At 69.7% G+C, this 17,889-nt stretch carries 14 protein-coding genes and 2 pseudogenes; 5 read left to right on the plus strand and 11 right to left on the minus strand.

Translation table 11 applies throughout. From position 1 onward, the window contains the following. The first annotated feature begins 52 nt into the window (after nt 1–52). The 3 genes and pseudogenes from QR78_RS31995 to QR78_RS15670 all read left to right on the plus strand — a co-directional run bounded on the left by QR78_RS31995 (nt 53) and on the right by QR78_RS15670 (nt 3,806). Complete coding sequence (locus QR78_RS31995) at nt 53–1,615, plus strand: FG-GAP-like repeat-containing protein (RefSeq protein WP_082171686.1); 1,563 nt, start codon at nt 53–55, stop codon at nt 1,613–1,615. 674 nt (nt 1,616–2,289) lie between these two features. After that, nucleotides 2,290–2,445: pseudogene (locus QR78_RS36595) on the plus strand (lysozyme); the annotation flags it as partial. Nucleotides 2,446–2,909: 464 nt separating this feature from the next. Next, nucleotides 2,910–3,806 carry an ISAs1 family transposase gene (locus tag QR78_RS15670; RefSeq protein ID WP_053220944.1) on the plus strand — a complete coding sequence of 299 codons (897 nt, stop codon included), beginning with the start codon at nt 2,910–2,912 and terminating at the stop codon, nt 3,804–3,806. Nucleotides 3,807–4,007: 201 nt separating this feature from the next. Here the strand turns inward: QR78_RS15670 and QR78_RS15675 are convergent, their stop codons facing one another. After that, entirely contained in the window at nt 4,008–4,958 is a 951-nt protein-coding gene (locus QR78_RS15675) for an aliphatic sulfonate ABC transporter substrate-binding protein (RefSeq protein ID WP_048428478.1), read from the minus strand. Between the two features lie 420 nt (nt 4,959–5,378). Here QR78_RS15675 and QR78_RS15680 point away from each other — a divergent pair, with 420 nt between their 5' ends. After that, nucleotides 5,379–6,731 carry an LLM class flavin-dependent oxidoreductase gene (locus QR78_RS15680; protein WP_048428479.1) on the plus strand — a complete coding sequence of 451 codons (1,353 nt, stop codon included), beginning with the start codon at nt 5,379–5,381 and terminating at the stop codon, nt 6,729–6,731. A 25-nt stretch (nt 6,732–6,756) separates the two neighbouring features. Here the strand turns inward: QR78_RS15680 and QR78_RS15685 are convergent, their stop codons facing one another. The 8 genes and pseudogenes from QR78_RS15685 to QR78_RS15720 all read right to left on the minus strand — a co-directional run bounded on the left by QR78_RS15685 (nt 6,757) and on the right by QR78_RS15720 (nt 14,971). Continuing rightward, nucleotides 6,757–7,719: a sulfonate ABC transporter substrate-binding protein gene (locus tag QR78_RS15685; protein WP_048428523.1), complete on the minus strand. Its 963-nt coding sequence runs from the start codon at nt 7,717–7,719 to the stop codon at nt 6,757–6,759. Between the two features lie 176 nt (nt 7,720–7,895). After that, nucleotides 7,896–8,117, minus strand: coding sequence for a hypothetical protein (locus QR78_RS15690; RefSeq protein ID WP_048428480.1), 222 nt, complete (start codon nt 8,115–8,117; stop codon nt 7,896–7,898). Between the two features lie 192 nt (nt 8,118–8,309). Next, a complete protein-coding gene (locus QR78_RS15695) occupies nt 8,310–9,203 on the minus strand; it encodes an ABC transporter ATP-binding protein (RefSeq protein ID WP_053220947.1) in 894 nt (297 codons plus the stop codon). A gap of 70 nt (nt 9,204–9,273) precedes the next feature. Further along, a complete protein-coding gene (locus QR78_RS35645; RefSeq protein ID WP_082171685.1) occupies nt 9,274–10,299 on the minus strand; it encodes an ABC transporter ATP-binding protein in 1,026 nt (341 codons plus the stop codon). After that, on the minus strand, nt 10,299–11,156 hold the full coding sequence (locus QR78_RS15705) for an ABC transporter permease (RefSeq protein ID WP_048428481.1): 858 nt from the start codon (nt 11,154–11,156) through the stop codon (nt 10,299–10,301). The genes QR78_RS35645 and QR78_RS15705 overlap by 1 nt, the downstream gene beginning before the upstream one ends. Beyond that, complete coding sequence (locus QR78_RS15710; protein ID WP_048428482.1) at nt 11,153–12,142, minus strand: ABC transporter permease; 990 nt, start codon at nt 12,140–12,142, stop codon at nt 11,153–11,155. The genes QR78_RS15705 and QR78_RS15710 overlap by 4 nt, the downstream gene beginning before the upstream one ends. Before the next feature lie 4 nt (nt 12,143–12,146). Further along, a pseudogene (locus QR78_RS15715) lies at nt 12,147–13,790 on the minus strand (ABC transporter substrate-binding protein). A 380-nt stretch (nt 13,791–14,170) separates the two neighbouring features. Then, nucleotides 14,171–14,971, minus strand: a complete 801-nt coding sequence (locus QR78_RS15720) for a MetQ/NlpA family ABC transporter substrate-binding protein (RefSeq protein ID WP_048428483.1) — start codon at nt 14,969–14,971, stop codon at nt 14,171–14,173. Nucleotides 14,972–15,365: 394 nt separating this feature from the next. Between QR78_RS15720 and QR78_RS15725 the strand changes: the two genes are divergently transcribed. Next, entirely contained in the window at nt 15,366–16,952 is a 1,587-nt protein-coding gene (locus QR78_RS15725) for an ABC transporter substrate-binding protein (protein ID WP_048428484.1), read from the plus strand. Between the two features lie 4 nt (nt 16,953–16,956). Here QR78_RS15725 and QR78_RS15730 read toward each other — a convergent pair whose 3' ends face one another. Both QR78_RS15730 and QR78_RS15735 read right to left on the minus strand, forming a co-directional pair. Next, a complete protein-coding gene (locus tag QR78_RS15730) occupies nt 16,957–17,388 on the minus strand; it encodes a YeeE/YedE family protein (protein ID WP_048428485.1) in 432 nt (143 codons plus the stop codon). Continuing rightward, nucleotides 17,388–17,816: a YeeE/YedE family protein gene (locus tag QR78_RS15735; protein ID WP_048428486.1), complete on the minus strand. Its 429-nt coding sequence runs from the start codon at nt 17,814–17,816 to the stop codon at nt 17,388–17,390. Before QR78_RS15735 ends, QR78_RS15730 begins: the two co-directional genes overlap by 1 nt. Nucleotides 17,817–17,889: the final 73 nt, after the last annotated feature.

A 17,889-nucleotide genomic window follows, 5' to 3' on the forward strand; every position in this document is an offset into this window, starting at 1 on the left:
CGAATGAGTCAGTGCACTAGGCGGCATCGGGAACGATCTAGTCGATGGCGGTGTGGGTGACGATCTCATCACGGATGGCGGCGCGTCGCCGATTCATACCGGGAACGATACGGTTCTGGGGGGCGTGGGCAACGACACCGTCTGGTATGGCAACGATCTCGATGCCGTGACGATCTCCGGTAACGGCGGCAACGACACGCTGACCGGAGGACAGGGCGCCGACCTCATCTACGGGGACGACGGCTGGGCGCCGGGCCTGAGCGACGGAGCCGACTCGATCCGGGGCGGCAAGGGTAACGATACAATCTACGGCGGCGGCGGCAACGACACGATCCGGGGCAGCCTCGGCGAGGGGGCGGACCTTGTCCACGGCGGCGACGGCGACGATTTCATCTGGTACACCAGCGACGCCTCCCCGTTAATCTTATTCGGCGATGCCGGCAACGACGTGATCGGCGGCGGCGGGGGCAGTGACCTTGTCCGCGGCGGCGACGGCAGGGACATCCTCGTGGGCGGCGCCGGTTTCGACACGCTGACCGGTGATGCCGGCGACGACGGGCTGCTCGGCGGCGACGGCAGCGATCTCATCCAGGGCGGCAGTGGGCACGACATCGCCGCCTTCGCGTTGAGCCGCTCGAACTACGTCGTCACCCAGACCGGCACCCTCACCACCGTGCGCGCCCTCGCCGGCCAGGAGGGCACCGACACCATCGCCTCGACCGAGACCCTGCGTTTCGCCGACCAGGACCTCCAGACCCGCCGTCTGATGGGCGACCTCGACGGCGACGGCCGGAGCGACTTCATCTTCCAGAACCAGGACCGCCTCGGCCTCTGGCTCATGGACGGCATCGACGTCCGCGCGGCCACCGATCTCCCGAACCTCTCCGCCGACTGGACGGTGGTGGGACTCGCCGACACCAACGGCGACCGGCGCGACGACGTGATCCTGCAGAACGGCCAGACCCTCGCTGTCCGTACAATGCACGGCAGCAGCATCGGTGCCGAGGGCATCGTCGGCACCCTGGACAACGGCTGGCAGATCGCCGGCACCGGCGACGTGAACGGCGACGGCAAGGCCGACCTGATCCTACAGAACGGCCAGACCCTGGCGGTGTGGCAGCTCGACGGATCGACGGTCGGCGCCAATGGGATCATCGGCACGATGGGCGACGGCTGGCAGCTGGCAGGCGTGGCTGACCTCAACGGCGACGGCAAGTCGGACCTGCTGCTGCAGAACGGTCAGACCGTCGCCCCATGGTACCTCGACGGGCTCGATATGATCGCCGGAGGGACGCTCGGCACGATGGCTGAAGGCTGGAGCGTGGTCGGGACAGGCGACTTCGACGGCGATCAGCAGGCCGACATTTTGCTGCAGAACGGTCAGAGCCTGGCACAGTGGTTCATGAAGGGCGGACAGATCCAGCCTGGCCCAGTCATCGCAAACATGGGGACCGACTGGGCGTATGCCGGGGTGGCGGATATGACGGGAGATGGACGGTCGGACATCGTGCTGCAGAATGGCTCGCAACTAGCGCAGTGGCAGATGAACGGAGCGCAGATCGTGGGCGGGGGCAACGTCGGAGCTCAACTGGGGACTGGCTGGGAGCTAGTATAGGCTCAAGGCCTGGGCGATCGCCGGTATGTCTGGGATTGCCCCGGATCGGTGGTTCTTGCTCACTTTGCGTGGATGGTGGTGGATTGACTCGGGCCGATGATAGGGTCGCCCGGCTTCCCCATCGTGGGTGGCATGGACTCTCGTCCCGGGTCACGCATCGGCACGAATCGGTCGTGGGCCTGGGGGCTTGCCAGTCATGAAGTTGATGCGTCCGAGCACGCCTGTGCCGTGCTCCCGCGCTCCTACGTCGAGAAGAAGGATTGCATCCTGGCCTGCGTCCGGGATGCAATCCCGGCCCGCCGGTGGGAGTGAAAGGAGCTCCACGCGGTCTATCCTTCCATCCGTAGGAAGGTCTTCGAGCAACTCTTGGACGATGATGACTGGCGCTTTAGCATGCGTTTCGCCTGCTCAGTCGCCGAGGCCGTCGGCATTGATCCCTGGGACGACGGGTCCGCGGTGATCCTGCCGGCACCGGCTCCGCTTCCGACGATCCAGTACGTGCCCGTGCCCGCCCCGCCGCGGCGGCCGCGGAAGGCAGCCCCCTACGCTGGCCAACTCGCCCTGGATCTTGCGGCGTAGCGTACGAGGTCGTCCGTTGCACGGCGCCGGGGCACTCGTGAGCACGTAGCCCCGACACACATTGAACACGGGCCCGGGCATCCGGCGCCTTCTGCAAGAGCTCGGCGGCCCGCGAGTGGAACGCTGGCAACCCCCACGCCGCTTGTGACGCGACGCTGAGGTGGAACAGGGCGGCCGGGGTCGTGATGCCGGGCCTGACCCGTCGCCGCCAGCAGGAGCGCGCCCTTTGCCTACAGGGAGCCGACCTGTGATGGAATGGCTCCTCTCGACGGTGCCGACGGCGGGCCGCACCTCTGTTCCCGGGGGACGCCGAGGGCAGCCTGTCTGCACATCCAAGATTCGATGAGGCGGTGGCTCAGGAGCAGGCGCGCCTCGGGGCTTGAGCTGGCCGGTCCCGGCCGAGTGCCCTCGCCAGGTCGGCCGGGTGCTCGGCCCGCACTAAGAACCTATCTCACTTGGACGCACTGCCGCGCTTCATCTCCTGCGGGGGAAGCTTGGCATTATGACCTACTGGCATAGCCTCTAACCCGGGCCGTCCCCGACCGGACCGCAGGGCGATTGCATACGAGTAGATCGTGCATTGCGATGATGTGCTCGCACGGGTTTGATCGGACCGTTCCACTAGGAGGGTCCGATCATGGTCGAGCAGATCCTAACAATCTTTCGCGAGGTTCGTGATCCGCGCGATTTTATGGCGCGCTACGACTAGGGCGAGATGTTGTTCCTGGTGCTCTGCGGCCTGCTGTGTGGCGAAAAAACCTGTGTCGACATCGCCGACTTCGCGGCGGGACATGAGGAGGAGTTTCGCGAAGTCCTGATCATGCGCCACGGCACGCCGGGCCACGACACCATCTCGCGGGTCCTACGCTTGCTCGACCCGCGCGAGTTGAAGCAGGCCCTCGCAGCCTGCCTGTCCGCCATGGGACAATCTCTGCGCAGCGGCGCGGTGCTGGCCGTGGACGGGAAGGCGCTGCGGCGCGCCTACGAGGCGGGCCAGCGCCACATGCCGCCCCTGATGGTCAGCGTGTTCGATGGCCTCACGCGCCTCTCGCTGGCTCAGACCCGGGCCGGGGCCGGCGGTGAGGCCGCGGCGGCTCGCACCCTGCTCGAAACCTTGTGCCCGAAGGGTTGCACCATCACGGCCGACGCGCTCCATTGTCGGCCCGACACGGCCACGGTCATACGCGAGGCGGGCGCCCACTACGTGCTCGGGCTCAAGACGAACCAGCCGTCGCTGTATGCCAGCGCCGAGGCCGGCTTCACCCGGGCGTCCGACGCCTTGCCGCATCTGACGTGCAGCGAGCATGGGCATGGTCGGCACGAACAGCGCATCGCCAGTGTGGTGGCTGCGCCCGCGGCGGCACGCGCCAAGCTGCCGGGGCTGGTCGCGTTCGGGCGCCCTGTCGCGTGCCTGGGCCCCCGGGCGTCCATGGAGGATGTCCTTAGCCGCCCGCCCCCGGGCTCCTCTGGCCGGCTCCGTGGCACGTCAGGCGCCCGGGCAAATATCTGCCGTGGCGCGGGGCGAAGTTCGCCGATCTCGCACGGAGCGAGCGACTTGATCCCATGTGGAGAAACAAGCCTTCAAGTTCCAGATGATTGCGCTCTGAGTTGAGAAAGACCTTATACTGACCTGAAACGTCATCATTTTCTCAGGCTATCCGCTCGGGTCCGGATTGGCATCGGCTATGACAGGCCCTACGCGCGCAACAGAGAAGACCCGGGCACCATCACGGATTGCTGGGCACACCGTCTCTCTGAAGCACCGTCCGATGCAGGAACGGTTTCTCGATCCGCCCCAGAGACTTCGGACCGGTCAGCGAACAGGGGGCGCCCAGATCCCGAGGGTGGCGGTGTCAACGGCGCGCGGCAACAATCCCTCGGCGCGGAACGCATCGGCGATCGTCTGCTGCTCGGATAGGCTGTCCCGGATGACGGGTTCGACCCGATAGCTGCGATGGGCATTCGCCGCCAGAACGATCTCGGGATCGAGCTTCCAGAGCGTGGCAAGCCGTGAGGCGGCCTCGGCCGGGTTCGCCTTCACCCAGGCCCCGGTCTGCGCCAGCTTGCCGAACAGGAGGCCGAGCACCGGCCCGTTCGCCGCGACGTAAGTGTCGGCAGCGAGGTAATAGCGCTTGTAGAGCGACAGCCCGGCTCCGTCGCGCAGGACCCGCGCGCCGGCCTGCTTCTGCGCCGCCGTCAGGAACGGGTCCCAGGCGGCCCAGGCCTCGACGCCCCCGCTCTCCAGCGCGGCGCGCCCATCGGCCGGGCTCAAATAGGCCGGCATGATGCTGCGGAAGGACAGGCCAGCCTCCCTGAGGGCGGCGAGGACCAGGAAGTGGTTGCCCGCACCCTTGGTGACCGCGATCCGCTTGCCCTTGAGGTCGGCCACGGAGCGGAGGCCTGAGTCCTTCGGCACCAGGATTCCTTGCGCCTCGGGCGAGGCCGCCTCCTGGGCGAAATAGGTGATGCGCGCGCCGGCCGCCTGCGCGAAGACCGGCACCGTGTCGGCGACGTCGGCCGAGACGTCGATCGAGCCGGCGTTCAGCGCTTCCATGATCGGAAGGCCGCTGGTGAACTCGTGCCAGGACAGGCCGACGCCCTGCGCCGACAGGGCCTGTTCCAGGCTCCCGTCCTGGCGCAGCAGCGCGACCAGCGTCGAGGAGCGCTGGTACCCGATGCGCAGCGGCGTGGCGGCACGAGCGGGGCGGCTCAAGGCGGCCGAGGCGGCGAGGCCCGCGAGCACGGTTCGACGGGTGGACGACATCGGATCGAATCCTCGGGCGGCAGTGCCGGGGCGCGAAAGAGCTTACGCCTCGTCATTGTGGTGTCGGCGCCTGTAGATCATGGCCGGTCCCGACATCCAAGGGGGCGCGGGCGAAAATCCTTTGCTTCTCAGAATATATCGTCAGCCTCCTTGGCTTCTCTCGATGGCGAGAGAGCCCTGGAACCCGGAGAACGTCTACGATAGAATTTATTTCTCCTCAGGGCGAAGTGATAAGAACGATTTTTTACTCCAACCTGCGGATTTGGAATGGCCCGATCTCGCGGGCTGGCTCAGTATGGATGATGCATCCTACGCTCGACGGCGGTCGCCCCCGCTTTGGCGCGATCCCGCGCCAGCCCGATGAAGCCGACGTGATACCGTCGAGCGATCTCCCCGCACTCCCGCCGCGCCAGTCGAGCCATGATCCGCTTCAACGCCTTCGAGATGAACTGCGTCGGACATCAGTCACCCGGGCTGTGGCGGCACCCTCGCGACCGCTCTGCCGACTACAATACCCTCTCCTACTGGACCGACCTCGCCCGGCTGCTCGAGCGGGGCTGCTTCGACGGCGTGTTCCTCGCCGATGTGGTCGGCCTCTACGACGTCTATGGCGGCTCGCCCGCCGCCGCCCTGCGGCACGCCACACAGGTACCGGTGAACGATCCGCTCCTCGTCGTGCCGGCGATGGCGGCGGTGACGGAGCATCTCGGCTTCGGCGTCACCGTGAACCTGTCCTATGAGGCGCCCTACCTTCTCGCCCGCCGCTTCACGACGCTCGACCACCTGACGGCGGGCCGCATCGGATGGAACGTCGTCACGGGCTACCTCGATTCCGCCGCCCGGGCGATGGGCCTCGACCGCCAGCGCGCCCACGACGACCGCTACGACCTCGCCGAGGAGTACATGGCCGTTGCCTACAAGCTGTGGGAGGGCAGCTGGGACGACGATGCGGTCAGGCGCGACCGGGCGGCGGGCGTGTTCGCCGATCCGGCCCGGGTCCGGGCGATCCGCCACGAGGGCCCGCATTTCCGGGTCGAAGGAGTACATCTCGGCGAGCCCTCGCCGCAGCGCACCCCGGTGATCTACCAGGCCGGCACCTCGCCGAAGGGGCGCGGCTTCGCGGCCCGCCACGCCGAATGCGTGTTCGTGTCGGGTCCTTCGCCCCAGGTGATCGCCCCGCGTGTCGCCGCGCTCCGGCAGGCGGCGCTCGAAGAAGGCCGGCGGGAGGACGACATCCTGATCTACGCGCTCGCCACCATCGTCGTCGCCGAGACGGACGCCAAGGCGCAGGCCAAGCTCGCCGAGTACCGCGCTTATGTCAGCCACGAGGGGGCGCTCGCCCTGATGTCGGGCTGGACCGGGGTCGACTTCTCGACGCTCGACCTCGACGCCGAGGTCCGGCACGTCGAGAACGATGCCGGGCGCTCGGCGATGGACAACGTCACGCGGGCCGATCCGGGCCGGGTCTGGACGGTGCGAGAGGTGGCCGAGCATGTCGGGATCGGCGGGATCGGCCCAGTCTTCTGCGGCTCGCCCGCCACGGTGTGCGACGCGCTCGAGGCCTTCGTGGCAGCGACCGGCATCGACGGGTTCAATCTCGCCTACGTGGTCGCGCACGAGACCTTCGCCGACATCGTCGAGTTCGTCGTCCCCGAACTGCAGCGGCGCGGGCGCTATCAGACAGCCTATCGCGACGGCCCGCTGCGGCGAAAGCTGTTCGGGCGCGACCGGGTCGAGACGACCCACCCGGCCTCATGGCACCGCCACGCCTGAGGAAAGGCGTGGACGGCGCTTCGCCTCAGGAACGCGCCTGCCGGACGGCGTCCGCCACTTGGATCGGCCGCGGCAGCAGGCCGAGGCGCAGGAACGTGTCGGCGATGTGCTGCTGCCCGGCGATCACCTCGGGGCCGAGCGGGGCGACGCCCCAGCTCTGGCGGGCGAGCGCCTTGGCGAGGATCGGCACCGGCATGCCGACCGCCGGGCTCAGCTCGCGCGCCGCCGCCGCACTGGCCTGTTGATCTTGGACCCCGTTGGTCTCGCGGTCGACGACGGCAATGGCTGCCAGCACCGCGTCGATGGCCTGCGGCTGCGACTCGGTGAAGGAGCGCTCGCCGACGTAGAACTGATGGTTGGCCGCGAGCCCCGTCGCGTCCTGAAGGATGCGGGCGCCGCTCGACACCTCGACGGCGGCCAGGAACGGGTCCCAGATCACCCAGGCATCGACCGATCCGCCGTCGAACGCCGCGCGTCCGTCGGCGGGAGCGAGGAAGACGGGCTGGATGTCCGTATAGGCGAGACCGGCCTCCTCCAGGGCGCGCACGAGCAGGTAATGGACGTTCGAGCCCTTGTTGAGCGCGACCTTCTTCCCCTTCAGGTCGGCGACGGAACGGATCGGGCTGTCCTTGCGCACGACGATCGCCTCGCTCTTCGGGGCGGGCGGCTCGTGGGCGAGGTAGACCAGGGGCGCGCCGGCGCCTTGGGCGAAGATCGGCGGCGTCTCGCCGACGACGCCGATGTCGACGGCCTTGGCGTTCAGTGCCTCCAGGAGCTGTGGCCCGCCCGGGAATTCCCGCCACTCGGCCCGGAAGCCGAGGGGCTTGAGCGCCGTGTCCAGGCTGCCGCGGGCCTTGAGCAGCAGCATCGTGCCGTATTTCTGGTAGCCGACGCGCAGGACGCGGTCGGCCCGGGCCGGGCTCCCCGTCGCGAGCGCCGCGAGGGTCGCAGCCGTTCCAGTGGCGAAGGAGCGTCTGGTGAGCGTCATGTCGTCCTGGTCTTCCAAGAGTGAGGGGTCATGGCAGCCGTCATCCGGCCCGGACGCCTCGCACCACGGATCTTCCGGGAGACCGGGCGCCGGCGCCGGACCAAGCCTGCTTCACCGGAAGGGTGGGCCGCGCAGGTGGTCCTCAATTTCCGTCGAGGGAGAGGGTCGGGACGGGCTCAGCCGATCTGGCCGTCGAGGTCGAACTGCTTGGCGGCTGCCAGCCGTTGCGACCGCTGCCGGTCGTCGTCGGTCGCCCCGTCTCCCCGCCGGGCGCTGCTCCGGTCGCCGGCGGCGGGTTGCCGGGCAGCATCGCCGGGCTTGAGCCCGCCGACGCTTCTGCCTGAAGATGTGTCGACCTGTCCGAAAGTCTGGCGCGACCACAGGCTCATCGCAGTCATTCCTCTTCTCGAACAAGACTGGCGCAGGCTCGCTTTATAGCCATAATAAAATCGAAAAAGGCGCAAGTCGATAGATTTATATTGCTCCATAGGGCGGAATACGGAGGTGATATTTTCGAGGCGCCGTCGTTCCGGGTATTCGCTTTCCCCAGACGCGGCCGCATCGTCAGCATGGCCGCGGTGCGCCCCGGATCACGCCGCGAGAGCGACGTGGTGGCACGCGAGGCTCCCGCTGCCGGCGGCGCGCAAAGGCGGAGCCTCGGCGCGGCATTGCCCGGTCGCCAGGGTGCAGCGGGGCACGAATGGGCATCCCCCCTCCCCGCCCGGTCTCACCTCGTCGTCGCCCGCCTCGCGCGCCTCCTGCCGGCCGCGCGAATGATCGCGATGGCCGGGCACCGCGCCGAGGAGCTCCTGCGTGTAGGGATGGAGCGGGTTCCCGGCGAGCCGCGCCCGCGGCCCGGTCTCGACCAGGCGTCCGCCGAGCATCACGGCGACCCGATCGGCGACGTGGTCGACCACCGCGAGATCGTGGCTGATGAACAGGTAGGCGAGGCCCAGCTCCGCCTGGAGGTCGGCCAGCACGTTGAGCACCTGTGCCTGGACCGAGACGTCGAGGGCCGAGACCGCCTCGTCGAGGATGAGGAGTTGCGGCGCCAGCGCCAGCGCCCGGGCGATGCCGACCCGCTGGCGCTGGCCGCCCGACATCTCGTGCGGGAAGCGCCCGACGGCCTCGGCCGGCAGGCCGACCCGGTCGAGGAGGTCCCGCACCCGGGCCTGCCGCTCGGGCCGGCTGCCGAGCCCATGGATGACCAGAGGCTCGGCGACGAGCCGACCGACCGTCCAGCGTGGATCGAGCGACGCCAGGGGATCCTGGAACACCATCTGGGCGCTCCGGCGCAGCGGCCGCAGGGCGGCGCGCGAGAGCCCGGTCACGTCGGTCCCGGCGAGACGGATCGTGCCGGCGGAGAGCTCGACGAGGCGCAGGATCGCCCGCCCGAGGGTCGATTTCCCGCAGCCCGATTCGCCGACGAGGCCGAGCGTCTCGCCGCGGCGGATCGACAGCGAGACGCGGTCGACGGCCCGCATCCGCCCGTGCGGCGACGCGTAGTCGACGCTGAGGTCGTGCACCTCCAGAATGGTGTCGCAGAGCGTCGGGTCAGGCGCAGGCGGCACGGGCGGGCTCCTCCGGCTCGGTCGTCTCGGCCACGCGGTGGCAAGCGGCTTCGCCGCCGGCCACCGGCCTCGGGCCCGGGCGCAGGGTATGGCAATCGGGCAGGACGCTCGCGCAGCGGGGCGCGAAGCGGCAGCCCGCCGCGCCGCGCTCGGCGAGACCCGGGACCCGGCCCGGAATCTCGGCGAGGCGGGGGCGCGGCCCGGTCCAGCCCGGACGCGGGCGCGCCGCGAGGAGCGCGCGTGTGTAGGGGTGGGCCGGGGCGGCGAAGAGGTCCCGGGCGTGACGCGTCTCGACGGCGCGGCCGGCATACATCACCAGCACCCGGTCGGCGCGGTCGGCGACGACGCCGAGGTCGTGGGTGATCAGGACGAGCGCCGCGCGGGTCTCGCGCTGGATCTCGCCGATCAGGTCGAGCACCCGCGCCTGGACGGTGACGTCGAGGGCCGTGGTCGGCTCGTCGGCCACCAGGACTGCCGGCCGGCAGGCGAGCGCCATCGCGATCACCACCCGCTGGCGCATGCCGCCCGAGAGCTGGTGCGGATAGGCCTCGAGGCACCGCTCGGGCGACGGCAGCCGCACGCGGCGCAGGAGATCGAGGGCCCGTCCGCGGGCGGTTCGCCAGGAGACCAGCTCGTGCGCCCGCACCGCCTCGGCGACCTGCTCGCCGATCGTGAGCACCGGGTTGAGCGCGGTCAGGGGCTCCTGGAAGATCATCGCGATGCGGCCGCCCCGCTGGCGCCGCCAGATCTCCGGCGATGACCGCGGATCGGCGCTCGACAGCTCGGTGCCGGCGATGCGCAGCCGGCGGGCGGTCGCGGCGGCGTTGGCCGGCAGCAGCCCGAGGAGCGCGAGCGCCGTCGCGGACTTGCCGCAGCCGGATTCACCGACGATGGCCAGCGTCTCGCCGGGCCGCACCGCGAAGCCGAGATCCTCCACCGCGGGCAGGCGCGTGCCCCTCGGGCCCGGGAAGGAGACGGACAGGCCGTCGACGTCGAGGACGGGATCCATCAGCGGCGGGTCCGGCGAGGGTCGAGGGCGTCGGCAAGGGCATCGCCGAGAAGGTTGAGGCCGAGCACCACCGCCACGATGGCGAGGCCCGGGAGCGCCGCGACGTACCAGTCGGTGCGCAAGACCTCGCGGCCCGCCCCGACCATGCCGCCCCAGCTCACCACGTTGGGGTCGCCGAGGCCCAGGAAGGCGAGGCTCGATTCGGTGAGGATCGCGGTCGCGACGAGGATCGAGGCGGAGACGAGGACCGGGCCGAGCACGTTCGGCAGGATGTGAAGGAGGAGGATGCGCGCGTCGCCGGCGCCGAGCGCGATCGCGGCCTGCACCATCTCGCCGTCGCGCAAGGCCAGCACCTCGGCCCGCACGATCCGCGCGAGGCTCGGCCAGGCGGTCACCCCGATGGCGAAGGTGATCGTCGTGAGCGAGGGCTGGAGCACCGCGACGATCGCAAGGGCGAACAGGAACGGCGGGATGGTCTGGAACAGTTCGGTCGTGCGCATCAAGGCCTGGTCGAGCCGGCCGCGATAGAAGCCCGCCAGCGCCCCGGCGCCGACGCCGATGCCGAGCGTGATCGCCGTCGCGACGACCCCGATCAGGAGCGAGACGCGGGCGCCGTAGAGGAGGCCCGCCGCGAGGTCGCGCCCGAGCATGTCGGTGCCGAGGGGATAGCTCGATTCGGTGCCGGGCCACAGGAACGGCGCCGCCACCATGTCGAGGGGATCGCCGGGGCGGACGATCTCGGCAGATAAGGCTGCGAGGCCGACGAGGGCGAGGACAACCGATCCGACTGCTCCCGACGGGCGCCGCAGGATCCGCAAGCCGAGCGGGACCCGCGCGGAACTGAACGAACCGCTCATCCCTGGAGCCCGATGCGCGGATCGAGCCTCGCATAGGCGAGGTCGACCGCGAGGTTGGCCAAGCTGACGAGGATCGAGGACAAGAAGAGGATCCCGAGCAGGAGGTTGAGGTCGCGCTGAAACAGCGCCTCGAAGGCCAGCCGGCCGAGCCCGGGCCAGGAAAAAACGGTCTCGACGAGGACTGCGCCGCCGAGGATCGAGCCGACCTGGACGCCGATTGTGGTGACGACGGGCAGCGTCGCGTTGCGCAGGACGTGGCGGCGCGCGATGCGGCCCGAGCGCAGGCCCTTGGCGCGCGCCGTGCGGACGAAGTCGCGGTCCTGCACGTCGAGGACGCTCGCCCGCATCAGGCGGGTATAGGTCGCCATGTAGAACAGGCCCAGCGTCGTCGCCGGCAGGACGAGGTGGTGGGCGACGTCGAGGAGGGTGGCGAGCGCGGACGGGCTCGCCTCGACGCTCCGCATGCCGCCGACCGGGAACCAGTCGAGCCGGACCGCGAACACCACGGTCAGCATCAGGCCGACCCAGAAGACCGGCGTGGCGTAGAACAGCAGGGCGACGCTCGAGATCAGCGCGTCCGCGACACCGCCGGCGCGGCGCGCCGCGAGGAAGCCCAGCGCTCCCCCGACCAGGACCGCGAGCCCGATGCTGGCCACCATCAAAAGCAGGGTCGCGGGCAGCCGGTCGAGGATCAGCACCGCCACCGGCAGGCCCTGGCGGTGCGAGAAACCGAGATCGAAAGTGCCGAGCCGCAGGAGGTAATGGCCGAACTGCACCGGCAGCGGCTGGTCGAGGCCGAACTGATGGCGCAGGGCGGCGAGGTATTCAGGGGTCGCCGAGCCGGATTCGCCCGCGAGCACCTGCGCCGCATCGCCCGGCGCGAGGTGCAGGAGGAAGAAGTTCACGGTCCCGATGCCGAGGACCACCAGCGCCATCTGGGCGAGCCGTCGCGCCCAGAACCGTCGCCCCGTCGTCGCGCGCGCCATCGGCCTAGTTGCTCTTGGGGTCGGTGCCGCGGGCGCTGGTTTCCGTGTCGAACCAGGCGTTCTTCAACGAGCCGTAGATCTGGTCGCCGCGGGTGACCACATCCTTCAGGTTGGCCGCGTGGAGCGAGAAGAAGCGCAGCTCGATCAGCGGGATCGACGGCAGGTCGCGCTGCACGATCTGCTGGAACTGCTTGAAGATCGCGACCCGAGCGGCCGGGTCCGGCTCGCCCTGGGCCTTGGCGATCAGCCCGTCGATCTCCGGGTTGCGGTAGCCCGAGCCGTTGGTCCAGGGCGTGTTCTTGCCGATCCAGCCCGACCAGTAGGCGCGCGTCACCCCGACCTGCGGGTCGGAGAAGGCGGCGAACCACGCGCTCGCGATGTCGAAGTCGCGGTCGCCGTAGACGCGCCTCGTGAAGGCCGCGGTGTCCTGGCTGCGGATGGTCACGTCGATGCCGACGCGCTTCAACGCCTGCTTCAGGTACTCGCCCGTCCGCTTGAAGTCGTCGCCGTAGGGGATGAAGTCGTGGGTGAGCGAGAAGCGGATGCCGTCCGGCCCACGCTTGAACCCGGCCTCGTCGAGCAGCGCCTCGGCGCGCTTCACGTCGAACGGGTATTGCGGCACGCTGTCGTCGTGGAAGGTGGCGAGCGTCGAGGGGACCGGGCTGATCGCCGGCTTGCCGAAGCCGTACCAGACGATGTTGGCGATCGCCCGCCGGTCGATGGCGTGCGCGATGGCGCGGCGCACCCGCACGTCCTTGAGGTGGGGCTCGTCGACGTTGAGGTCGAAGAACAGCCAGGGCGAGAGCCACTCGTAGCCGCGGGTCTCGAGGGCGAGGGTCGGCAGCTTGCGGAGCCGCTCGGCATCCTTCAGCGGCACAGGGCTGAAGGCGGCATACTGAACCTCGCCCTTCTCCAGGGCGGCGGCGCGGGCGGCTGCGTCCGGAATCACCCGGAACACGATACGATCGAGGTACGGCTTGTCCTTGTCCCAGTAATCGGGATTGCGCGTGAGCACGATGTGGTTGCCGCGGCTCTACTCCTTGAACACGAAGGCGCCGGTGCCGACCGGCTTGTTGTTGTAAGGATTCGAGAGCACGTCGGTGCCCTCGTAGAGGTGCTTGGGCAGCACCTGTGCCCCGTTGGAGTTCAGCGAGCTCAGGATGGCGAGGGACGGCTCGGACAGGCGCAGGATCACCGTGTGGTCGTCCGGGGTCTCGACCGCCCGCACGCGCCCGAAGGTGGCCTGGTTGCGCGGGTGGATCGTCTTCCAGACGTTCTCGAGCGTCCACTTCACATCGGCTGCCGTGAAGGGCTGGCCGTCGTGCCACTTCACGCCGCGGCGCAGATGGAACGTGATCGAGAGTGCGTCCGGCGCGACCTCCCAGCTCTCGGCGAGCGCCGGCCGCGGCTTGAGGTCGAGGTCGTAGTCGACGAGGCCGTCGAAGACGTTGCCGCTGATGAAGCCGGTCGGCGCCGCGGTGTTGATCGCCGAGGTCAGCGTCACCGGCTCGGGCTGGACGATGGCGGTGAGCGTGCCGCCGCGCCGGGGCGTCTGCGCCGCGGTGGGGCCCGCGAGCGCGAAGAGGCTCAGCGAGAGGGCGGCCCCGATGAGAAAACGACGCCTCGACATGTCCGTGCTCCCGATCATCCGGGCGGTCCGAAGCGTTCGTCACTTCAAACGGCCGAGGTCTGATTTGCGCCTGAAAGATCTGTGCAAACAGTTGCGCGGTCAACAAGATTGTTCTTTTTAAAGAACAAGATTGCGGAGAGATCTCTTCGCTCAAGGTGGGACGGGCGAGAAGAAATGTCCGGCCGGCGCTGCCTGAACGGCTCTCGCGCCCGACGCCGGCCATCTTGGCGGGAGGCGTGCTGCCGCCCCGGCCGTCGCGAACGAGGTACCCCGAGCAAAGGGCCGGGGATCCCTCCTCGGCTTGGCTGTGCCCGGTCCAGCCCCCGCCCTGCCAGGCCGGCCGCGCGGTCGTCGATGGATCAGCGTGGGTCCTCTCGCGGCGCGGAGGGCGGAGCCGTTCAGCCGCCGTGAACCGGCACGACGGAGCCGCGGTACTTCGCGCGGATGAATGTCGCGACCTCGGGCGAGGCGAGGAGCACCGAGAGGCGCTGCACCCGCGGGTCCTTCGCCAGGGCCTGCGTGGTGACGAAGATGTTGGCATAGGGGTTGTTCTCGGCCTTCTCGAGCGCCAGCGCGTCCTTCGCCGGGGTCAGGCCGGCCTCGAGCGCGTAGTTGCCGTTGATGACCGCGAGCGTCACGTCGTCGATGGAGCGCGGCAACTGGGCCGGGGCGACCTGCACGAGGGCGATCCGCTTCGGGTTGTCGGCGATGTCCGACGACGTCGCGAGCTGGCCGTCCTTGAGGCCGGCTTTCAGGGTGATCAGGCCGTTTGCCTGCAGCAGGTTCAGGGCGCGGCTGAGATTCGTCACGTTGTTGGGCAGGGCCACGGTGGCGCCGGCCGGCACGTCGGCGAGGCTCTTCACCTTGCGCGAGTAGATCCCGAGCGGCTCGATATGGGTGGCGGCGGTCACCGCGAAGGTCGTGCCGAGCTGGGCCTCCTCGGTGCGCAGATAGGGCGCGTGCTGGAAGAAGTTCGCGTCGGCGTCGCCGTTGAGGATCAGGGAGTTCGGCCGGATGTCGCCGGAGATCTCGATGATCTTGATGTCGAGATCGGGGGCGAGCTTCTCCTTCACGAAGCGCAGGATTTCGGCATGCGGCACCGGGGAGGCGACGATCCGCAACGGCGCGGCGAGAGCGGCGCCGGAGAGGAGCGAGAGAGCCGCGGCAGCGAGCAGGGTGCGTCTGGCAAAGGCGAGCATGGTTCCGTCCGGTGGAAGATGTCCGAAGAGCGCCGCGGCCGACCTTCCGAGCCTGCGCAACGCGGGCGTTTCGTTCTTCATAAAGAACAATTGGCCGTGGGCCATGGAGTGGAGCTTGTCGCGGAAAGCGGGTCACGGGACAAGATCACACGGTCAAGAAAGTCATCCGGGGGCAGAAATTGAAAGAAATACGCCGCGTCGATGATCGGGAGAGGGAGTCCGTCTCCCGCTGGCGTGTTCTTCAAAAAGAACATTCTCGTTGACTTCAGGCCGCACCGAAGCCGAGCATGCCGATCCCGGGCCGCGCCCGAGCCCGATGCGCCGGGGCCGCCACGGCCAGCCCCGCACCGGCCGAGCGCACGGCCTCCCGCTCTCCTCAAGCTCCAGGCCACCCATGCCCGATCGCCGCCAAGCCCTCGCCCTCCTGTCCTCGACGCTGCTCCTGCCGCTCGGCGCCCGTCTTCCCCGCGCAGAAGAGGCGGAGCCGCGGCGGGGCGGCACGCTGACGCTCGTCGAGGTCGGCGAGCCGACCACCCTCGTGCCGCTCACCGACTCGAACACCCGCACCCGCAACCTCAGCACGAAGGTCACCGAGGGCCTGCTCCGCTTCGACGCGAACTTCGCTCCGCAGCCGCTGCTGGCGACCGCCTGGAGCATCAGCGAGGACGGCCTGCGCTACCGCTTCTCCTTACGCCCGAACGTCCGGTGGCACGACGGCAAGCCGTTCACCGCCGCCGACGTGCGCTTTTCGCTCCTGGCCCTGAAGAAGATCGGTCCGCGCGGACGCATCACCTTCGCGAACCTCGTCGAGGTCGAGACCCCGGACCCGCTGACGGCGATTCTCATCCTGTCGAAGCCGACCCCGTATCTCCTCAAGGCGCTCACCGCGGCCGAGTCGCCGATCGTGCCGGCCCACGCCTATCCGGGCGAGGCCTACGGTGACAGCCCGAACGGCAGCGCCCCGATCGGGACCGGGCCCTACATCTTCGTCGAGTGGGCGCGGGGCAGCCACGTCGTCCTTCGCCGCAACCCGGATTACTGGCAGCCCGGCCGGCCCTTCCTCGACCGGATCGTTGTCCGCTTCGTCGCCGACACGATGGCGGTCTCGACGGCGCTGGAGGCCGGCGAGGCCGATGTCAGCTACAGCGTGGCGCTGCCGGAGCTGGAGCGGCTGCGGGCGAACCCGCGTCTTACGGTGACGACGGCCTCCGACGACTACCTCAACAACGCGCAGGTGCTGGAATTCAACCTCGACCGGCCGGTCCTGGCACGCCGGGAGGTCCGCCACGCCCTCGCCGCTTCCATCGACCGCCGGATCATCACCGGCACGATCTTCTACGGCCACGCCGAGGCCGCCGGCTCGACGATCCCGGCGGCGCTCAAGGCCTATAACGACGAGGCGCCGTTCGCCTATCCCTTCGATCTCGCCCGGGCGAACCGCCTGCTCGACGAGGCCGGATTGCCGCGCGGGCCGGACGGCACGCGCTTCGCGCTCCGGCTCACCTTCCTGCCCGGGCCGACCTTCAGGAAGACCGCCGAGTACCTGCGCGGCGCATTCTCGCGCGTCGGCGTCAAGGTCGAGATCGTTGACGGCGACCTCGCCACCTTCATCCGCCGCGTCTATACCGAGCGCGATTTCGACTTCAACCTCAACGGCATCAGCCGCCTGTTCGATCCGACCGTCGGCGTGCAGCGGCTCTACTGGTCGGACGGGATCAAGCGCCCCCTGCCCTACCTGAACGCAGCCCATTACAACAATCCGGCGGTCGACGACCTCTTCCGCCAGGCGGCGACGGAGGTCGACGAGACGCGCCGGCGCGAGATCTTCCGGCAAATCCAGGTCATCGTCGGTGCCGACCTGCCGGCCGTGGCTCTGGTCACGATCCCGACCGTCGCGGTGCAGAACGCCCGGGTGCGGCGCCTGTTCAACGGCATCGATCTCGCCGCTGGCGACTTCTCGGAAACCTGGCTCGCGCCGTAAGGGGCTACCGGGACGGCAGCCCGCGGCGCAGGGCGCCGTGCGCCGCCATCCCGACGAGCATCGCGGCGACGAACACGATGACCGGCCTTAACCCGGTGGAGAGCGCCGCCACCGCCGGCCCGGGACAGAAGCCCGACAGGCCCCAGCCGATGCCGAACAGGGCGGCGCCGAGGACGAGGGGCCGGTCGATCCGGGTCCGGGTCGGCCAGTCGAACGCGTCTGCCAGGAACGGCCCGCGCAGGCGCCGCGCCAGCGCGGTGCCGAGGCTCGAGGCCGTGACGGCCCCGGCGAGCACGAAGGCGAGGGTCGGATCCCAGGCGCCGGTCACGTCGAGGAAGCCCCGCACCCGGGCGGGATCGAGCAGGCCGGACAAGGCGAGCCCGATCCCGGACAGCAGGCCGGACAGAAGGGCGGCGGCGAGGCGCAACATCGGCATCACGCCAGCACCCGCCCGAGGGCGACCGTCAGCATCCCGCTTCCCAGGAACACCGCGACCGCCACGGCCGAGCGCGGCGACAGGCGGGCGAGGCCGCAGACCCCGTGGCCGGAGGTGCAGCCCGAGCCGAGCCGCGTACCGAAGCCGACGAGCAGCCCCGCGAACGCCAGCACCGGCAGGCTCGCCTCGATCCACATCACCGGCCAGCCACCAGCGAGCAGCGCGAAGACCGGCGGGCCGAGGACGAGGCCGGCGAGGAAGGCGCATCCGGTGCGCCAGGCTTCTCCAGCAGGCCCCTCACCGGCCGGCCGGGCGAGACCGGCGACGAGACCGCTGATCCCGGCGATGCGGCCGTCGAGGAGGAGGAACAGGGCGGCCGAGAGGCCGATCTGGAGCCCGCCGGCGAAGGCGGAGGCGAAACTGCTCATCAGGGGATCCGGGGTCGGGACGACGGCGCTGCCGGACCTCCGGCGGCAGCACGCCTGCCGTCGCGGAGGGAAA

It is taken from the genome of Methylobacterium indicum, assembly GCF_001043895.1.
Lineage (GTDB): Bacteria > Pseudomonadota > Alphaproteobacteria > Rhizobiales > Beijerinckiaceae > Methylobacterium > Methylobacterium indicum.